Genomic DNA, 16,822 nt, shown 5'->3' with positions numbered 1-16,822 from the left:
TGATCAGCGGCCCGGGGTGACCGGGTCGACGGCCTCGGCCCAGAGGTCCTGCTCGGCGCGGGCCTGCTGGGTCTTCTTGTAGACGAAGTATCCACCGACGCTCGCCAGCAGTACCAGCAGAATCTTCTTCAGCACCGGGACTCCTCGGATCGGCGTCGATCAGGGTTTTGTGGGCCTAACTGGATTTGAACCAGTGACCTCTGCCTTATCAGGGCAGCGCTCTAACCAACTGAGCTATAGGCCCGCACTTGCGGGGTCGAACCGGAGAGAGATTACCGCACCGGGACCCCGGTTCCCAAATCCGATCCGGCCCTCGCCGGGCCCGATCGGGGGAGCGGCTCAGTCCTCGGACGCGAGCGTGACTTCGAGGCCGCCGAGCAGCGTGGCGGCGATGTTGTAGAGGAACGAACCGAGGGTCGCGAGCGCTGTGATGATCAGCACGTCGGCGCACGCCAGCAGGGTGGTGAAGCCCATCACCTTGCCGGTGTTGACGTAGTTCTCGATGTCGAACGGTTCGGCCGCCGGGGTGCCGAGCACCTCGGTGACAGTGTTGTTGATGTTGTCGAAGACGCCGGCCGCACCGATCGCGGACCAGACGATGAAAACCGCGACCCAGGTGACGATGCCGAAGGCGATCGACAGCAGGAACGCCGTCTTCATCACCGACCAGGGGTCGACGCGGGACAGCCGCAGCCGGGCCTTGCGGACCTGGCCGCGGGACCGGGCGACCGGCTCGGCGTCGTCGGCCGGGCGGGTCTTCTCGGCGGCGGCGTCCTTGACCGCGGCGGCCTTCTCGAGCACCGCGGCCTTCGCCGCGCTGACCCGGTCGCCGAAGCTCTCGCCGGGCTTGGCCGGGGTGCTGACCTTCCCGGTCTGCCCGTACGCCGTACCGCCCGCTCGCGCCGTCCCCGCAGCTCCGGCAGCTCCCGCACCAGCAGCCCCAGCGCCGGCCTTACCGGCAACTCCGGAAACCCCCGGCGCCGAAGACCGCTGCTCCGGACGCCCAGGCGTACTCGGCGCGGCCGCCGGACGCCCAGCCGGCGCCTGCGTCGTCACCGGGCGCACCGGCGGCTGCTGCGGCGGCCGGGACGGCGTACCGGGCTGTGCTGCCGGCCGGCCCGCGGTGCGCGGGTCGGTCGGGGCGGAGCTCCGGGGGTCGCCCTGGCCGTTCGAGGTCGCCGGGCGCGGCTGCGCGCCGTTGTTACGACCGTTGGAGGCCGGTGTGGCCGGTGGGGTGGACGCAGCCTTCCCGTTGCCACCTTGCGGCGGTCGGGACTTGGCGCTGTCCGCCCCATCAGGCCAGTTCGGCCTCGAGCGGTTGGTCATCAGATGCCCTCCTGGCCGGCGTCGTCGTCTTCGACGGTAGCCGTGCCCTCGACGTCAGTCGAATGCTGGTCATCATTCTTGACGCTCTCGGGGGCGGTTTCGGTTGTCGCTGCGTCCACATCCTGGGCACCTTCGGTGACCGGCTGGCCCGACTCGTCGAGCTCCTCGTCACTGACGGTGAGATCGGTGTTGCGCGCGATCGCGACCACCGCGTCGGACTCGCCGACGCCGGCGAACCGGACACCCATCGTGTCGCGGCCCTTGACCGGCACCGAGTCGACCCGGCTGCGGACGACCTGGCCGCTGCCCTTGATCGCCAGCACCTGGTCGGCGTCGACGACGATCAGCGCGCCGACCAGCGAGCCACGCTCGTCGTTCAGCTTGACCGCCTTGATGCCGAGACCGCCACGGCCCTGCTGCCGGTACTCCGAGACCCGGCTGCGCTTGGCGTAGCCGGCGTCGGTCACGGTGAAGACGTACTGCGCGTCCTCCTCCGAGCCGGCCCGGATCACCGACATCGAGAGCAGCTCGTCGCCGTCGCGGAACTTCATGCCGGTCACACCCGAGGTCGCCCGGCCCATCGGCCGCAGCTGCTCGTCGTTCGCGGTGAAGCGGATCGACTGCCCCTTGCGGGACACCAGCAGCAGGTCGTCGGCCGCGGTGGCCAGGTCGGCGCCGATCAGCTCGTCGTCGTCCTCGCGGAAGTTCACCGCGATGATGCCGCTTTGCCGGGCCGAGTCGTAGTCGGTCAGCGCGGTCTTCTTGACCAGGCCCTTCCGGGTCGCCAGCACCAGGTAGTCGGACTGCTCGTAGTCACGCAGCGTGAGAACCTGGGCGATCTCCTCGTCCGGCTGGAACGAGAGCAGACCGGCCACGTGCGAGCCCTTGGCGTCGCGCGCCGACTCCGGCAGCTGCCACACCTTGGCCCGGTACACCCGGCCCTTGGTGGTGAAGAACAGCATCCAGTGGTGGTTCGTGGTGGCGAAGAAGTGCCCGATCTCGTCCTCGGCGCGCATCGTCGCACCGCGGACACCCTTGCCGCCACGGTTCTGCACCCGGTACAGGTCGGTCTTGGTGCGCTTCGCGTAGCCGCCGCGGGTGATCGTGACGACCACGTCCTCGTCCGGCACCAGGTCCTGCACCGACAGGTCGCCGTCGGCGGCGACGATCTCGGTCCGCCGCTCGTCGCCGTACTTCTCGACGATCTCGGCCAGCTCGTCACGGACGATGGTCCGCTGCCGGACCGGGTCGGCCAGGATGTCCTCGAGGTCGGCGATGATCGCTTCCAGCTCGTTCAGCCGGTCGATGATCTTCTGCCGCTCCAGGGCGGCCAGCCGGCGCAGCTGCATGTCCAGGATCGCCTGGGCCTGCGTCTCGTCGATCTCCAGCAGGCTGATCAGGCCCTGGCGGGCCTCGTCGACGTCGGGGCTGCGCCGGATCAGCGCGATCACCTCGTCGAGGGCGTCCAGCGCCTTCACGTAACCGCGGAAGATGTGCGCGTTCTTCTCCGCCTCGCGCAGCCGGTACCGGGTGCGCCGCTGGATGACCTCGATCTGATGGTCGATCCAGTGCGTGATGAACAGGTCCAGGCTGAGCGTGCGCGGTACGCCGTCGACCAGCGCGAGCATGTTGCAGCCGAAGGTGTCCTGCAGCTGCGTGTGCTTGTACAGGTTGTTCAGTACGACGCGCGGCTGCGCGTCGCGCTTCAGCACGATCACCAGTCGCTGCCCGGTCCGCGACGAGGTGTCGTCGCGGATGTCGGCGATCCCGGTCATCTTGCCGGTGTTCACCAGCTCGGCGATCTTCTGCGCCAGGTTGTCCGGGTTGACCATGTACGGCAGCTGGCTGACGACCAGGCTGGTCCGGCCCTTGGCGTCCTCCTCGATGTCGACCACCGCGCGCATCGTGACCGAGCCACGACCGGTGCGGTAGGCGTCGTCGATGCCCTTGTAGCCGACGATCAGGGCGCCGTTCGGGAAGTCCGGGCCCTTGATGTTCTCCATGCACGCAGCCAGGACCTCTTCCTGGGTCGCGTCCGGGTGCTCCAGGCACCAGTTCGCGGCCGCGGCGACCTCGCGCAGGTTGTGCGGCGGGATCTGGGTGGCCATGCCGACCGCGATCCCGGCCGAGCCGTTGACCAGCAGGTTCGGGAAGCGGGCCGGCAGGATCACCGGCTCCTGCGAGCGGCCGTCGTAGTTGGGGCGGAAGTCGACCGTCTCCTGGTCGATGTCGCGCACCATCTCCATCGCCAGCGGGGCCAGCCGGCACTCGGTGTACCGCATGGCGGCGGCCGGGTCGTTGCCCGGGGAACCGAAGTTGCCCTGGCCCTGGATCATCGGCGCGCGCATCACCCACGGCTGGGCGAGCCGGACCAGGGTGTCGTAGATCGCGGAGTCGCCGTGCGGGTGGTACTGACCCATCACGTCACCGACGACGCGGGAGCACTTGGAGAAGCCACGGTCTGGGCGGTAGCCGCCGTCGTACATCGCGTAGAGGATCCGCCGGTGCACCGGCTTGAGCCCGTCGCGCACCTCGGGCAGCGCGCGGCCGACGATCACGGCCATCGCGTAGTCGAGGTACGACTGCTGCATCTCCGTCTGCAGATCGAGGGGCTCGATCCGGTCGTGTCCCGGGGAAATGGGGGTCTCGGTCATGTGAAGCTCGTCCCGTTCGGTTCAGACGTCGTACGTCGGTGAGTTCGGCGCTGGGGACCGGCCCCGGTACGGCGTACCGGAGCCGGTGGGGCGCTCAGATGTCGAGGAAGCGGACGTCCTTGGCGTTGCGCTGGATGAAGTTCCGGCGCGCCTCGATGTCGTCGCCCATCAGCGTCGCGAACGTCTCGTCCGCGCGCGCGGCGTCGTCCAGGGTGATCTGCAGCAGCACCCGGTTGGCCGGGTCCATCGTGGTCTCCCACAGCTCCTGGGCGTTCATCTCGCCCAGACCCTTGTACCGCTGGATCGCGTTGTCCTTGGGCAGCTTCTTGCCCGCCTCGGCACCGGCCGCGATCAGGCCGTCCTTCTCCCGCTCGGTGTAGGCCAGCTCGTGCGGCTGGTTGCTCCAGCGGATCTTGTACAGCGGCGGCTGCGCGGCGTACACGTGACCGCGCTCGATCAGCGGCCGCATGAAGCGGAACAGCAGCGTCAGCAGCAGCGTCCGGATGTGCTGGCCGTCGACGTCGGCGTCGGCCATGATCACGATCTTGTGGTACCGCAGCTTCTCCTCGTCGAAGTCCTCGTGGATGCCGGTCCCCAGCGCGGAGATGATGGCCTGGACCTCGTTGTTCTGCAGGACCTTGTCGATCCGGGCCTTCTCGACGTTCAGGATCTTGCCCCGGATCGGCAGGATGGCCTGGAACTTCGGGTCCCGGCCACCCTTGGCGGAGCCACCGGCCGAGTCACCCTCGACGATGTAGACCTCGCACTCCTCCGGGTTCGTCGACTGGCAGTCGGACAGCTTGCCGGGGAGACCGCCGCCGCCGAGCAGGCCCTTGCGGTTGCGGGCCAGGTCGCGCGCCTTGCGGGCGGCCAGCCGCGCGCTCGCGGCCGCGGTCGCCTTGCGGATGATCTCGCGACCCTCCTGCGGGTTCTGCTCGAACCAGGCACCGAGCCGGTCGTTGACGACCCGCTGGACGAACCCCTTGACCTCGGTGTTGCCGAGCTTGGTCTTGGTCTGGCCCTCGAACTGCGGCTCGGCGAGCTTGACCGAGATGATCGCGGTCAGGCCCTCCCGGATGTCGTCGCCGGTGAGCCGGTCCTCCTTCTTCTTGATCATCCCCTGGTCCTCGCCGAACGAGTTGACCAGCGAGGTGAGCGCGGCCCGGAAGCCCTCTTCGTGCGTCCCGCCCTCGTGGGTGTTGATCGCGTTGGCGAAGGTGTGCACCGACTCCTGGAACGAGCCGCTCCACTGCATCGCGACCTCGAGGCTGAGGTTGTTCTGGCCCTGCGCGGCCTCGAACGCGATCACGTTCTGGTGCACGGTCTCGCGGATGCCGGTCAGGTACTTCACGTAGTCGACCAGGCCGTCGTCGTACTTGAACGACTGCTCGACCGGGTTGCCGTCCTCGGTGTGGTCCGGGCGCTCGTCGCGGATGACGAGCTCGAGGCCCTTGTTCAGGAAGGCGTACTCGCGGAACCGGGTGGACAGCGTCTCGTAGGAGTAGACGGTGGTCTCGAAGACGTCGGCGCTCGGCCAGAAGGTGATCGTGGTGCCGGTGGAGTCCGCGGTCCCGGTCTCGGCCAGGTCCTCGTCCGGGTTGCCCATCGTGAAGGACTGGGTGTAGCTCCGGCCGCCGGTGTTCACGTCGACCTGGAGCTTGGTGGACAGCGCGTTCACGACGGAGACACCCACGCCGTGCAGACCGCCGGACACCTTGTACCCGCCGCCGCCGAACTTGCCGCCGGCGTGCAGCACGGTCAGTACGACGGTGACGGCCGGCTTGCCCTCGGACTCGACGATGCCGACCGGGATGCCGCGGCCGTTGTCGACGACGCGGACGCCGCCGTCGGCCAGCAGCGTGACGACGATCTTGTCGCAGTACCCCGCCAGGGCCTCGTCCACGGCGTTGTCGACCACCTCGTAGACCAGGTGGTGCAGACCGCGTTCACCGGTGGACCCGATGTACATGCCCGGCCGTTTGCGGACGGCGTCGAGGCCCTCGAGGACCTGGATCGCGCTGGCGTCGTACTCCCGTTCGACGACGCTGGACGTGATCTCGGTCAGTTCCTCTTCGGTGCCGGTGCTGTCGGCGGACGGGATGGCGTCGGTCTCGGTCGGCTCGTCGGTCACCGGCTGTTGTCCTCCTCGGACCCCGGGTCAGCGGGGCATCGATGCACAGTGGACGCCGCCCCTGTCCCACCCCGCTCAGGGGATCCTGAGCAGAACAGGGAGGCGCGGCGCTCTCAACCCCTCCAGTCTACCCGTCGACCGAAGCAGAACCTGCCATGAGGCGCCCGAAACTCGGGTCAGGGCGTCTTTTCTCCCTCGTCACCATGTCCCCTCTCGCGGGTGGGGGCCCGGAAAGCGCTCACGGCCCCTCAGTGCCTTCCGGCCGGGTCACCCGTGACCGTCTGGTTTCCGAGACGAGCAACGCCCGGACCGCGCGCACCCGGCGGCCCCTAAGATCGCTGCCGTGGAAAGTCTCGACGACGTCATCGACGCCATGATCGCCGACCGGGTGATCCACCGGCACCGGCGCAAGTGGCTGATCGCACTGGCCCTGGTCGTCGTGCTGGCCGTCGTCATCTTCCTCACCGGCGGCTTCAAGGAGCACGAGGGCCGCAGCATCCCGACCTTCGAGGCCCCCACCACCGTCCAGGCGGGCCGGCTCGAGTTCGGGTTCACCGAAGCGAAGATCATCCGCGAGCCCAAGACCGACTACAGCGCGGCGAAGGCCCGCCTGCAGGTCTACTTCGACCTGAGGAACATCGACGAGGAGACGAAGACCAGCGTCTCGATGTCCGGGCGTCTGCTGCGGTTCGTCCCGGCCGCCGGCGAGGAGACGGTCGAGTCGAACGGCGCCACCTGTCACGACGAGTTGAACGTCGTCCAGGTCTACGGCCTGCCCGCACAGCCGTGCTTCGCCAAGTTCGAGATCCCGGCCGACTTCACCGCCGACGTGGTGGAGATCGGGGTGATCGCGGAGGAGTTCAAGGCCGACGACGCGCTGATGGGTGCCGACGAGAAGCCGTACTGGCACTCCGACGGCGTCGCGCACAGCGTCATCCGGCTCAAGCCGACCGTCGAGATCGAGAAGGACGAATGAAGCTCTACCGCCCCGCGACCGTGCTGGTCGGCGTCGCCTTCGTGCTGCTCGGCGGCGTAGCCCGTCTGCTCGAGCCCAGCACCGTCTACGAGGACTCCACCCGGATCATCAACCAGGGTGCGATCGGCGAGGACGTGAAGTACTTCGACTCGACCGTGACGGTGACCCGGATGAGGTTCGCCAAGACGTTCGCGGAGGACAGCGGCGAGTCCAAGCAGGTCCGGACCGAAGGGATCTTCGTCGCGGTCGAGTACGACGCGGTCCGCGGAAAGACGGATCCGGGGACGAACAACGCGATGCTCGCCGCCGACGACGGCACCGTCTACCGGCCGGTGACCGAGGTGATCGAGCAGGGGATCAGCTTCACCGAGCCCGGGTTCGCCCGCAGCGGTGCGCTCGTCTTCGAGGTGAATCCCAGTGATGTCGTCGGCCTCACGCTCCAGGTTCACACCTTCGGCGCCTTCACCGTGCTGACCGAGGACCTGGCCATCGACCTCGGCGTACCGGACGAGGAGATCGCCGAGCGGTCGATCGAGCAGGCCGAGCCCCAGTACGTGATTCCCGACTCCGTGACCCGGGTGGCCTGATGAGCAGCTCCGACCGCGCGCTGCGGCTGACCGTACGGATCTCGCTCCTGATCGCGCTCGTTTCGCTCAGTGCCTTCCTGCTGCTGCGGACCTACCTCGGCAGTGCGGAGAAGAACTTCAAGAGCGGCTCCGCGTCCGAGGCGGTCGCCAAGGGGCCGGTGACGCTGGACCACGTTCGCTGGCAGGTCGACGGAATGCAGCCCTACACGCAGGTGCTCGGTGACGAGGGCCGCCGCGCCGGGCTGGAGAACAACGTGCCCGGTTCGGTCGTGGTCGCGGTGCGGGTCTCGATCACTGCGCTGGACGGCATCCGGCTGAACGACACCGGCTTCATCTGCGCGGCATCGCTGCTCGACGACCGCGGCAACGTGTGGAAGAACCAGGACGTGGCGACCACCCTCGGCCCCGCGTCCTGCTCCGACGACGACCACCCGATCACGGTCGGCAAACCGGCGAAGCGAGTCAAGCTGTTCGTCGTACCGGCTTCGGCCGTACCGCACCTGGTCGGCATCCAGGTCGCGTCCAACGAGGAGCTCCGCCGGGTCCTGATCACCTTCTGACCAGGGTCACACTCCTGCGGTCTCCTGCTCCGCCGCTGCGTTCGCCTCGGCGCGCCGCTCGGCGCTGACCGAGATGCACAGGTCGAACGCGGCAGCGAGCAACGCGATCCGGAGCGTCTCGAAGACGACGTCGCGGATCGAGCTGGCGATCTCGTGCACCATCAGGTCCCAGAGGCCGCCGTGGACTCCGATCGCCCGCTGGATCGCGATGAAGGTCCAATCGGACCCGAGCAGCCAGAGCGTGTAGACGAGGCAGACCACGCCCAGGAACACCGGTCCGACCCGGACCAGCAGACGGAACGCGTTCAGGGTCGGGTAGAACTTCTCGCGCAGTCCACCGAGCACGAGGTTCGGGGCCTGGTTGGTCAGCTTCACCAGCCGGCCCGGCTCCGGGGCCTCGACGGGCTCGCCGCCGAAGCGGCGTTCCACCCGGGTGCCGCGGAAGACACCACCGCTGGACAGCACCCGGTGGCCGAAGACGACCGTCGTGATCGCGAGCCAGGTCAGCGGCTCACCGACACCGTCCTTGAACAGCGGCCAGAGGGTGTCCCAGAAGGTTCCCCACAACCATTCCAGGCCGCCTGGGATCGGGATGTGGATCTTGTCGAAGAACTCCTTCACGCCGTCCCACCAGTCGACGGTGGCGAACCAGAACCGGCGCATCGACAGCCAGGACTTGAAGTCACCGACCGCGTGCGGGATCACCACCACGGTCAGCAGGACGAAGAACGCCTCAGCCCAGACCTGCAGGAACTTGGCCGGCCGGCTGGGCCAACGATCATCGATCGCCTCGACCACGCGGCGGATCACCAGCAGGATGACGATCGCCGGCAGATAGTCCTTCCAGCCGCCACCGACCAGCTGGAAGTACCCCGTCCCCGGTCCGGTCCCGAGCGCGACCAACGTGCTCGAGGAGAGCTCCTCGATCCGGTCGTCCAGGAATCCCCAGGCCGACCAGACCGCGACCAGCGGCAGCAGCGTGACGCTGAGCAGCTCCATCAGCCCCTGCTGCGTCGGGTCCGCGGTCTCCTCGGCCTTGTTGGCCGCCGCGTCCCGCCAGCGGTACAGCGAGTTGGCGCAGGTCCGGATCATGCCGACCGAGGCCGCGATCTGGATCAGCACGCCCAACGAGAAGATGCCGACGCCCAGACTCTTGTGCTGGTGCTGTCCGAGCCAGATCGCGGCGCTGATCGACGCCCGGAACCCGACGTACCCGGCCAGGAACCAGGTCACCAGGGGTAGCAGGTTGCGCCACCACAACCGGAAGGTGTCTCCGATCAGGTGGACCATCTCGCGGAAGCCGTCGACGATCGTGCGCATCGCGCCGATCCTAGGGGAGTCGCGGGTCCGGTCGGCAAGCCGGAACCCCGATATTCCTCTGGGAGCGGCTTTCTGCGGGCTCTACCCGTACGTGTCGCGCGGGCCGCGGCCGCCGCGGACCGTGCGGGGGCCCTTGCGCCAGCTCGGGGCGTGCGGGCCCTGGACGTTGACGTGGGTGACGGTGCCTTCGCCGAGCTCGGCGTTCAGGCGGCGGATCAGTTCGGGGGCGAGCATCTTCAGCTGGGTCGCCCAGGCGGTGGAGCTGGTACGGACGGTGAGCTGGGTGTCCTCGTAGCTCTCCGGCGTGCAGTGCTCGGCCATCTCGGGACCGACGATCGACGGCCAGCGGGCCATCACGCCGTGCACGGCGACGTCGACCTCCCAGCCCTGGTCGCGCATCAGGCGGCCGAGGGTGTTGGTGAGCTTCTGCGGGTCGCGGTCGTCGGGGCGGGCGCCGCTGACCTGGAAGCCGTCGGTGGTGGTTCGGCGCCGCCTGGTTCGGCGTACGGGCTGGATCGGGCCGGCGCCCTTGAGGCGGCCGGCCAGCGACTTGGCCAGGTCGAGGCCGTGCTTGTCGTGCTCCGGTTCCTCGTCGGGCAGCGTCGGGGCGTCGTCGCTCTCGTTGCCGCTCTCAGAGGAATTCCGGGGTTCAGGCACGGTTGACCGACCCGTCGCCGACCGCGAACCGGACACCCGACAGCTCACCCGGTACGTCGGCACCGACCGCCGCGGTGACCAGCACCTGCTTGGCCGGCGCGACCAGCTCGGCCAGCCGGTCGCGACGCTGGGAGTCGAGCTCGGCGAACACGTCGTCCAGGATCAGCACCGGCTCACCTCCGTCCGCCCGCAGCAGCTCGTACGACGCCAGTCGCAGCGCGAGCGCGAACGACCAGGACTCACCGTGACTCGCGTACCCCTTCGCGGGCAAGTCCCCGAGCCCGAGTAGCACGTCGTCGCGGTGCGGCCCGACCAGCGACGTCCCGCGGTCGAGCTCGTCCTGCCGCTTCTCCCGTACGGCGGCCAGCAGCGCCTCGGCGAGCTGCTCGCGCGAACGCATCCCGGGCTCGAGCGGGACCGACGACTTGTACTCCAGCCGGGCGTCACCCTTGCCGCGGGCAACGGCGTCGTACCCGCTGGAGACCAACGGACGCAGGGATTCCAGCAGCTCGAGCCGCGTCGCGAGCAGCTCGGAGCCGGTGCGGGCGAGGTTGGAGTCCCACACCTCGAGCGTGCGGAGCTGACCCTCGGCGGCCGACGAACGGTTCTGCCGGCGGGCCATCTGGGCGCTGCGGAGCAACGAGTTCCGCTGCTTGAGCACGCGGTCGTAGTCCTGGCGAACGCCCGCCATCCGCGGTGTCCGCAACGTGAGCAGCTCGTCCAGGAACCGGCGCCGCTCGGACGGGTCGCCCTTCACCAGCGCCAGATCCTCCGGCGCGAACAGCACCGTGCGGAGCAGGCCGAGCACTTCCCGGGGCCGGGGGACCGGCGACCGGTTGATCCGCGCCCGGTTTGCCTTCCCAGGATTGATTTCCAGCTCGATCACGACGTCGCGCTCGTACTCGCCGCGGACCTCGGTCCGCACGATCGCGCGGGACGCGCTGGCGCGGACCAGCGGTGCGTCGGTCGCGACCCGGTGCGAACCGAGCGTCGCGGTGTAGTGGATCGCCTCGACCAGGTTGGTCTTGCCGTGGCCGTTCGGACCGACGAAGGCCGTCACGCCCGGGGAGAGCTCGACCTCCGCCTGCTGGTACGACCGGAAGTCGAGCAGTCCCAGGGCGGTGACGTACACCTCAGTGCTTGATCGGCGGCGTCGCGTACGACGGGTCCTCGGCGCCCTTCACCGCGTGCCCGCCGAACTGGTTGCGCATCGCGGCGATCGCCTTCATCGCCGGGGAGTCGTCCTGCCGGGACGCGAACCGCGCGAACAGCGACGCGGCGATCGCCGGCACCGGGACGGCGTGGTCGATCGCGGCCTCGACGGTCCAGCGGCCCTCGCCGGAGTCGTCGGCGTAGCCGCGGATCTTGTCCAGATGGGTGTCTTCCTTGAGCGCGTTCACCATCAGGTCGAGCAGCCAGGACCGGATCACGGTGCCCTCGCGCCAGGAGTCGAACGCCTCCGGCACGCTCTCCACGATGTCCGCGGCCTCGAGCAGCTCGAAGCCCTCGGCGTACGCCTGCATGATCGCGTACTCGATGCCGTTGTGGACCATCTTGGTGAAGTGCCCGGCGCCGACCTTGCCGGCGTGCACGAAACCGAACTCGCCCTCGGGCTTGAGCGCCTCGAAGATCGGCATCAGCGTGGAGACCGTCTCGGACTCTCCGCCGACCATCAGGGCGTAGCCGTTCTCCAGGCCCCAGACACCGCCGGAGACGCCGCAGTCGACGAACTTGATGCCCTTCTCGGCCAGCTGCGCGGCCCGGCGGGTGTCGTCGGTCCAGCGGCTGTTGCCGCCGTCGATCACGATGTCACCCGGGGAGAGCAGGTCGGCGAGCTCGGTGATCACCGGGTCGATGGCCTGCACCGGCACCATCACCCAGACGACCTTCGGCTGACCGTCGGCGGTCAGCCTGCCGACCAGGTCGGCGGTGTCCTTGGCGTCGGAGATCTCCTGGTTGTGGTCCAGGCCGATCACCGTGTGACCCGCGTTGCGGATCCGCTGGCGCATGTTGCCGCCCATCTTGCCGAGACCGACAAGGCCGAGCTCCATCGTGAATCCCCTTGTTCTGTTGGCGTTTCCCGTTGGGTCTGTCGCCGGTCAGCTGTTCAGGCGGACCGGCATCAGCACGTACCGGAACTCGCTGATCGGGTCGTCGTCGAAGTCCTTGACCCCGGTCAGCTCGGCCGGCTTCGTCGCTTGGGTGAACGCCAGATGGGCCACCGGTGTTCCGATCGCGTTCAGGCCGTCCAGCAGGTACGTCGGGTTGAAGCCGACCGTGACCGGCTCGCCGACCACGCGGGCCTCGATCGACTCCGAGGCCTGCGCCTCGTCACCGCTGCCGGCGTCGAGGGTCACCGAGTCCTCGGAGAACGTCAGTCGGACCGGCGCGTTGCGCTCGGCGACCAGGGCGACCCGCTTGACCGCCTCGACCAAGGTCGCGGTGTCGAGCCGGACCCGGGTGGCGATCGCGGAGTCGGTCGGGATGATGCCGCGGACCTTCGGGAACTCGCCGTCGAGCAGCCGGGTGGTGGCCCGGCGGTTGCCGCCGGAGACCTCGCCCTCGAAGCCGACGATGCCGTCGCCGCTGCCGGGAGCCGCCAGCGACACGATGATGTCGGTGCCGGTCATCGCCTTCGCGGTCTCCGACAGCACCCGGGCCGGGATCAGCGCGGCGGCCGAGGCGTCGGGGGACTGCGGGTTCCACTCCAGCTCGCGGATCGCCAGCCGGTACCGGTCGGTGGCGAGCAGGGAGATCGTGGAGCCCTCGATCTCGACCCGGACGCCGGTCAGCACCGGGAGCGTGTCCTCACGCCCGGCCGCGGTGACCACCTGGGAGACCGCCTGGGCGAACACGTCGCTGCGGACGGTGCCGCTGGCGGCCGGGAGGTCGGGCAGAGCCGGATATTCCTCCGTGGGAAGCGTCTGGAGCGTGAACCGCGAGCTGCCACAGGTGACCTGGGCCTTCGCGCCGTCCACGGCGACGTCCACGGGCTGGTTCGGCAGGCTCTTGGAGATGTCCGCGACCAGCCGGCCGGAGATCAGGCACTTTCCGGTGTCGGCCACCTGGGCCGGCACGGTGACACGTACGGAGGTCTCGTAGTCGAAGCCGGACAGGGTGATCTGCCCTTCCTCGGCCTCGACGAGAAGCCCCGCCAGGATCGGGACGCTGGGACGACTGGGCAAGCTGCGAGCGGCCCAGGCCACCGACTCGGCCAGTACGTCGCGCTCGACGCGAAACTTCACCGCTGGGTGCCTCCTGATTCGGCTGTGTGCCAGGCAGATCCTGCCACGGACGGATGTGATGTGTGTCCACCGGGCTTGACGCGGCGGTTCGCCACATCTCGTACCGACAGCCTGACAGGTTCCACCGACACTGCCCAGCACCGGGAGGCGAGGGGTCGGTGAAGGGCCGAAAAACGGAGTTTTCCCCAGGTTGGGCCGCTCGAACCATTTTCGGACTTTGGAACCTCTGTAGATTCCATAAGGTTCTTCGCACGTGTGGAAAGTGTGGAAAAGCGGTGAAACCGCAGGTCAGACCACGAATTGGCCTGTGCGCGGGGTGTGGACGAAATCGGGCTTGGCTGGGGACGCCTGAGTACGACGAGATCTGTCCCCACAGGCCCTCCACAACGAAACGCCCTTCGTCCACCGGGATACCCACAGTTATCCACAGCTGTGTCCCCAACCTGTGGGGTGCTCGTGACCGGGTCGTGGCGCTCGGCGTACGGGGTTCGTACGGCGGCTGTCGACCCGGCCGGCGAGGTCATTGCTGCTTGGCCTGGTGCTTGATCCGGTTGGTCAGCTCGGTGACCTGGTTGAAGACGCTGCGCCGTTCCGACATCAGCTGGCGGATCTTCCGCTCGGCGTGCATCACGGTGGTGTGGTCGCGGCCGCCGAACTGCTGGCCGATCTTCGGCAGCGACAGGTCGGTCAGCTCGCGGCACAGGTACATCGCGATCTGGCGGGCCGTCACCAGCACCCGGCTCCGGCTCGATCCGCACAGGTCGTCGATCGACAGCCCGAAGTACGACGCGGTCTGGCCCATGATCATGCTCGCGGTCACCTCGGGCTTGCTGCCCTCGGGGATCAGGTCCTTCAGCACGATCTCGGCCAGGCTCAGGTCGACCGGCTGCCGGTTCAGGCTGGCGAACGCCGTCACCCGGATCAGGGCGCCCTCGAGCTCACGAATGTTGGTCTGCACCTTGCTGGCGATGAACTCCAGCACCTCCGGCGGCGCGGTCAGCCGCTCGGTGGCCGCCTTCTTGCGCAGGATCGCGATCCGGGTCTCCAGGTCGGGCGGCTGGATGTCGGTGATCAGGCCCCACTCGAACCGGTTCCGCAGCCGGTCCTCGAGCGCCTCCAGGCGCTTGGGCGCCCGGTCGGAGCTGATCACGATCTGCTTGTTCGCGTTGTGCAGGGTGTTGAAGGTGTGGAAGAACTCTTCCTGGGTCTGGATCTTGCCTTCCAGGAACTGGATGTCGTCGATCAGCAGCACGTCGACGTCGCGGTACCGGCGCTGGAACTGGGACGCCTTGTCGTCGCGGATCGCGTTGATGAAGTCGTTGGTGAACTCTTCGCTGGAGACGTACCGCACGCGGGCGCCGGTGTAGAGGCTGCGCACGTAGTGGCCGATGGCGTGCAGCAGGTGGGTCTTGCCCAGCCCGGAGTCGCCGTAGATCAGCTGCGGGTTGTACGCCTTGCCCGGCGCCTCGGCGACCGCGACGGCCGCGGCGTGGGCGAACCGGTTCGAGCTGCCGATGACGAAGGTCTCGAAGGTGTACTTCGGGTTCAGCCGCGCCTCGCCCTGGGCGTCGCTGGCCGGTGTCCCGATCGGGGCCGAGCCGTTCGGCGGCGGGGCGACCGAGCCGAGCGGCTGCTGGTGACCGATCCCGTAGCCGTTGCCCTGGGCGTACTGCTGGTTGTTGTGCTGCGGCTGTTGCTGCTGGGGCGCCGGCTGCTGGTGCTGCGGGGCTTGGTGCTGCGGAGCCTGGTGCTGTTGGGCCGGCGGCTGCTGCTCGTGGGACTGGTGGTTCTGCGGCTGCTGCTGCGAGTGCTGCTGCTGGGTGAGCGAGTCCGGCGCGGTCAGCTCTGAGTGGATCGTCGGCTGGTACGAGCCGTCGGTCTGCAGCGGCTGGCTCTGCTGCGGCGGCTGCTGGGTCTGCGGCTGCTGCTGCGGCGCTTGTTCGTGCTGCGGCTGGTGGGCCTGCAGAGACTGGTCGTGCTGCGGCTGCGGCTGGTGCTGCTGGCTCTGCTGCTGCGCGTCCGACTCGTCCTGCTGGAGCTGGCTCTGCTCGTACCGGTTCTGCCCCAGCGGGCTCGGCTGGAACTGCGCCGGCGGCTGCAGGTAGTCGCCACCGAGCTGGCCTTGCTGCTGCGGCTGCTGGTTCGGCTGCAGGTGGTTGGGCTGCTGGTGGTTCGGCTGGTGACCCGAGTGGTTCGGCGGCTGGTACTGCGGCACCGGCGGCTGGAACGGGTTCTGCTGGCGGACCGGCTCGGCCTGCGGCGCCGGCTCGCGGAGCTCCGGGTCAAGCGACGGATCGACAGTTACGGCGATCCGGATGTCCCGGCCGAAGCTCTCGCTGAGGATCCGCTCCAGGTCCGGGCGCAGCCGGGTCTCCAGCTGCCCACGGGTGAAGTCGTCCGGTACGGCGACGATCGCGGTGCTCTCGTGCAGGGTGACCGGGCGGCTGTTGGTCAGCCAGGCCCGCTGGTTCGGGGGCAGACCGGCGAGCACCCGTGTCCAGGCCTCGTCCAGGTCCTTCACTTCTGTCCTGCCGTCCGCACTTGCGGACTGGTCCTCGACCACGCGTTGCTCCCCGAATCCATCGCTGCGGTGGCCGGTCCGCCCGGGCTGTGCTGCCCCGGCCGGTGCGGCCTCGTCCCGATCACCGGCCACTGCTGGTGCGCCCGGTGGCCGCACGTCGCAATCGCTGGTCTCCTCAACCGGGTTTTCCTCATTGTCCACACGGTTGTCCACAGTTGTGAACGAAGCGCGGACCAGGTTGGTTACCGGGTGGGGAAAGTGGGACCTCTGGTGTGAAGGGCTGACGCTAACAAGTCCCGTCCCGCTGCTTCAAGCCGTCATCCACAGGCTATGCACGGCAAATTGGGGGCAACCTGCGGCGTGTCGGGTGGACGCCGGAGCGCAGTCGTGGTGGGCCTGTCGCTGTGGGTAGGCGGCCTGACCACGCTGTCACCGGCCCCTGACAGTGGGTTTCGTCCACAACCCTGTGGAAAACTATGGGGACGGCTGGTTTGACCTGTCCACAGGCCGCCACGTACCGTGGATCGGTCGGCGTTGAGCCGGCCGTTTCGTGCTGCGCTCCAGAGGGACCGTCTGTTTGTCGGCGTCATGTTGACTGGGTTCTGGGTCGGTGTGCAGGACCTGCACCATGGGGCAGATCTACCAGTGGATTTGTCGACAATCGTGATCGAGTAACCGGAGTCATTCCAGTGAGCAAGCGGACCTTCCAGCCGAACAACCGTCGTCGGCACAAGAAGCACGGCTTCCGTCTTCGGATGCGCACCCGCGCGGGCCGCGCCATCCTCGCCTCCCGTCGTGGCAAGGGCCGTCAGCGCCTCGCGGCCTGAGGTCCGCCGACCGACGCG

Annotated in this window: 14 protein-coding genes and 1 tRNA gene; 4 read left to right on the top strand and 11 right to left on the bottom strand. The window is 68.6% G+C overall.

Features of this window, described 5'->3' with window-relative positions; genetic code table 11:
* Nucleotides 1–3: 3 nt before the first annotated feature.
* The 5 genes from AB0M01_RS17655 to gyrB form a co-directional block, all read right to left on the bottom strand.
* Nucleotides 4–132: a DLW-39 family protein gene (locus tag AB0M01_RS17655; RefSeq protein ID WP_238357059.1), complete on the bottom strand. Its 129-nt coding sequence runs from the start codon at nucleotides 130–132 to the stop codon at nucleotides 4–6.
* Between the two features lie 38 nt (nucleotides 133–170).
* Nucleotides 171–244, bottom strand: a tRNA-Ile gene (locus AB0M01_RS17650).
* 95 nt (nucleotides 245–339) lie between these two features.
* Nucleotides 340–1,326, bottom strand: coding sequence for a DUF3566 domain-containing protein (locus AB0M01_RS17645; protein ID WP_363670508.1), 987 nt, complete (start codon nucleotides 1,324–1,326; stop codon nucleotides 340–342).
* The gene (gene gyrA / locus AB0M01_RS17640) at nucleotides 1,326–3,980 is read right to left on the bottom strand and encodes a DNA gyrase subunit A (protein ID WP_363670506.1); all 2,655 of its coding nucleotides are present in this window, start codon (nucleotides 3,978–3,980) and stop codon (nucleotides 1,326–1,328) included. Before gyrA ends, AB0M01_RS17645 begins: the two co-directional genes overlap by 1 nt.
* 94 nt (nucleotides 3,981–4,074) lie before the next feature.
* Nucleotides 4,075–6,111, bottom strand: a complete 2,037-nt coding sequence (gene gyrB / locus AB0M01_RS17635) for a DNA topoisomerase (ATP-hydrolyzing) subunit B (protein ID WP_363670504.1) — start codon at nucleotides 6,109–6,111, stop codon at nucleotides 4,075–4,077.
* 343 nt (nucleotides 6,112–6,454) lie between these two features.
* On the opposite strand from gyrB, the gene AB0M01_RS17630 reads away from it, so the two are divergent.
* From AB0M01_RS17630 to AB0M01_RS17620, 3 genes are read left to right on the top strand one after another with little or no spacing between them, the layout of a single operon-like run.
* Complete coding sequence (locus AB0M01_RS17630) at nucleotides 6,455–7,087, top strand: hypothetical protein (protein WP_363670502.1); 633 nt, start codon at nucleotides 6,455–6,457, stop codon at nucleotides 7,085–7,087.
* Entirely contained in the window at nucleotides 7,084–7,674 is a 591-nt protein-coding gene (locus AB0M01_RS17625; protein ID WP_363670500.1) for a hypothetical protein, read from the top strand. The genes AB0M01_RS17630 and AB0M01_RS17625 overlap by 4 nt, the downstream gene beginning before the upstream one ends.
* Nucleotides 7,674–8,234 (top strand): hypothetical protein, encoded by a 561-nt coding sequence (locus tag AB0M01_RS17620; RefSeq protein WP_363670498.1) that lies wholly within the window; start codon nucleotides 7,674–7,676, stop codon nucleotides 8,232–8,234. The genes AB0M01_RS17625 and AB0M01_RS17620 overlap by 1 nt, the downstream gene beginning before the upstream one ends.
* Nucleotides 8,235–8,240: 6 nt before the next feature.
* Here the strand turns inward: AB0M01_RS17620 and AB0M01_RS17615 are convergent, their stop codons facing one another.
* From AB0M01_RS17615 to dnaA, 6 genes are all read right to left on the bottom strand, one after another.
* Nucleotides 8,241–9,554 (bottom strand): hypothetical protein, encoded by a 1,314-nt coding sequence (locus tag AB0M01_RS17615; protein WP_363670496.1) that lies wholly within the window; start codon nucleotides 9,552–9,554, stop codon nucleotides 8,241–8,243.
* A gap of 81 nt (nucleotides 9,555–9,635) precedes the next feature.
* The gene (locus AB0M01_RS17610) at nucleotides 9,636–10,211 is read right to left on the bottom strand and encodes a DciA family protein (protein ID WP_363670494.1); all 576 of its coding nucleotides are present in this window, start codon (nucleotides 10,209–10,211) and stop codon (nucleotides 9,636–9,638) included.
* On the bottom strand, nucleotides 10,204–11,343 hold the full coding sequence (gene recF, locus AB0M01_RS17605) for a DNA replication/repair protein RecF (RefSeq protein ID WP_363670492.1): 1,140 nt from the start codon (nucleotides 11,341–11,343) through the stop codon (nucleotides 10,204–10,206). Before recF ends, AB0M01_RS17610 begins: the two co-directional genes overlap by 8 nt.
* A 1-nt stretch (nucleotide 11,344) precedes the next feature.
* Nucleotides 11,345–12,262, bottom strand: coding sequence for a phosphogluconate dehydrogenase (NAD(+)-dependent, decarboxylating) (gene gnd / locus AB0M01_RS17600; protein WP_363670490.1), 918 nt, complete (start codon nucleotides 12,260–12,262; stop codon nucleotides 11,345–11,347).
* A 48-nt stretch (nucleotides 12,263–12,310) separates the two neighbouring features.
* Nucleotides 12,311–13,456 (bottom strand): DNA polymerase III subunit beta, encoded by a 1,146-nt coding sequence (gene dnaN, locus AB0M01_RS17595; RefSeq protein WP_363670488.1) that lies wholly within the window; start codon nucleotides 13,454–13,456, stop codon nucleotides 12,311–12,313.
* A gap of 520 nt (nucleotides 13,457–13,976) precedes the next feature.
* Nucleotides 13,977–15,977, bottom strand: a complete 2,001-nt coding sequence (gene dnaA, locus AB0M01_RS17590; RefSeq protein ID WP_363670486.1) for a chromosomal replication initiator protein DnaA — start codon at nucleotides 15,975–15,977, stop codon at nucleotides 13,977–13,979.
* Nucleotides 15,978–16,666: 689 nt separating this feature from the next.
* Between dnaA and rpmH the strand changes: the two genes are divergently transcribed.
* On the top strand, nucleotides 16,667–16,804 hold the full coding sequence (rpmH, locus tag AB0M01_RS17585; RefSeq protein ID WP_012924626.1) for a 50S ribosomal protein L34: 138 nt from the start codon (nucleotides 16,667–16,669) through the stop codon (nucleotides 16,802–16,804).
* Nucleotides 16,805–16,822 lie beyond the last annotated feature (18 nt).

The sequence above is a fragment of the Kribbella sp. NPDC051770 genome (genome assembly GCF_040681455.1).
GTDB lineage: Bacteria > Actinomycetota > Actinomycetes > Propionibacteriales > Kribbellaceae > Kribbella.
This window is presented reverse-complemented; position numbering and strand designations above follow the sequence as displayed.

What these genes read in the sequence shown, in the direction of transcription:
- AB0M01_RS17645 (WP_363670508.1), bottom strand. Translation starts at nt 1,326, where the DNA reads ATGACCAACCGCTCGAGGCCGAACTGGCCTGATGGGGCGGACAGCGCC.
- gyrA (WP_363670506.1), bottom strand. Translation starts at nt 3,980, where the DNA reads ATGACCGAGACCCCCATTTCCCCGGGACACGACCGGATCGAGCCCCTC.
- AB0M01_RS17625 (WP_363670500.1), top strand. Translation starts at nt 7,084, where the DNA reads ATGAAGCTCTACCGCCCCGCGACCGTGCTGGTCGGCGTCGCCTTCGTG.
- AB0M01_RS17620 (WP_363670498.1), top strand. Translation starts at nt 7,674, where the DNA reads ATGAGCAGCTCCGACCGCGCGCTGCGGCTGACCGTACGGATCTCGCTC.
- AB0M01_RS17615 (WP_363670496.1), bottom strand. Translation starts at nt 9,554, where the DNA reads ATGCGCACGATCGTCGACGGCTTCCGCGAGATGGTCCACCTGATCGGA.
- gnd (WP_363670490.1), bottom strand. Translation starts at nt 12,262, where the DNA reads ATGGAGCTCGGCCTTGTCGGTCTCGGCAAGATGGGCGGCAACATGCGC.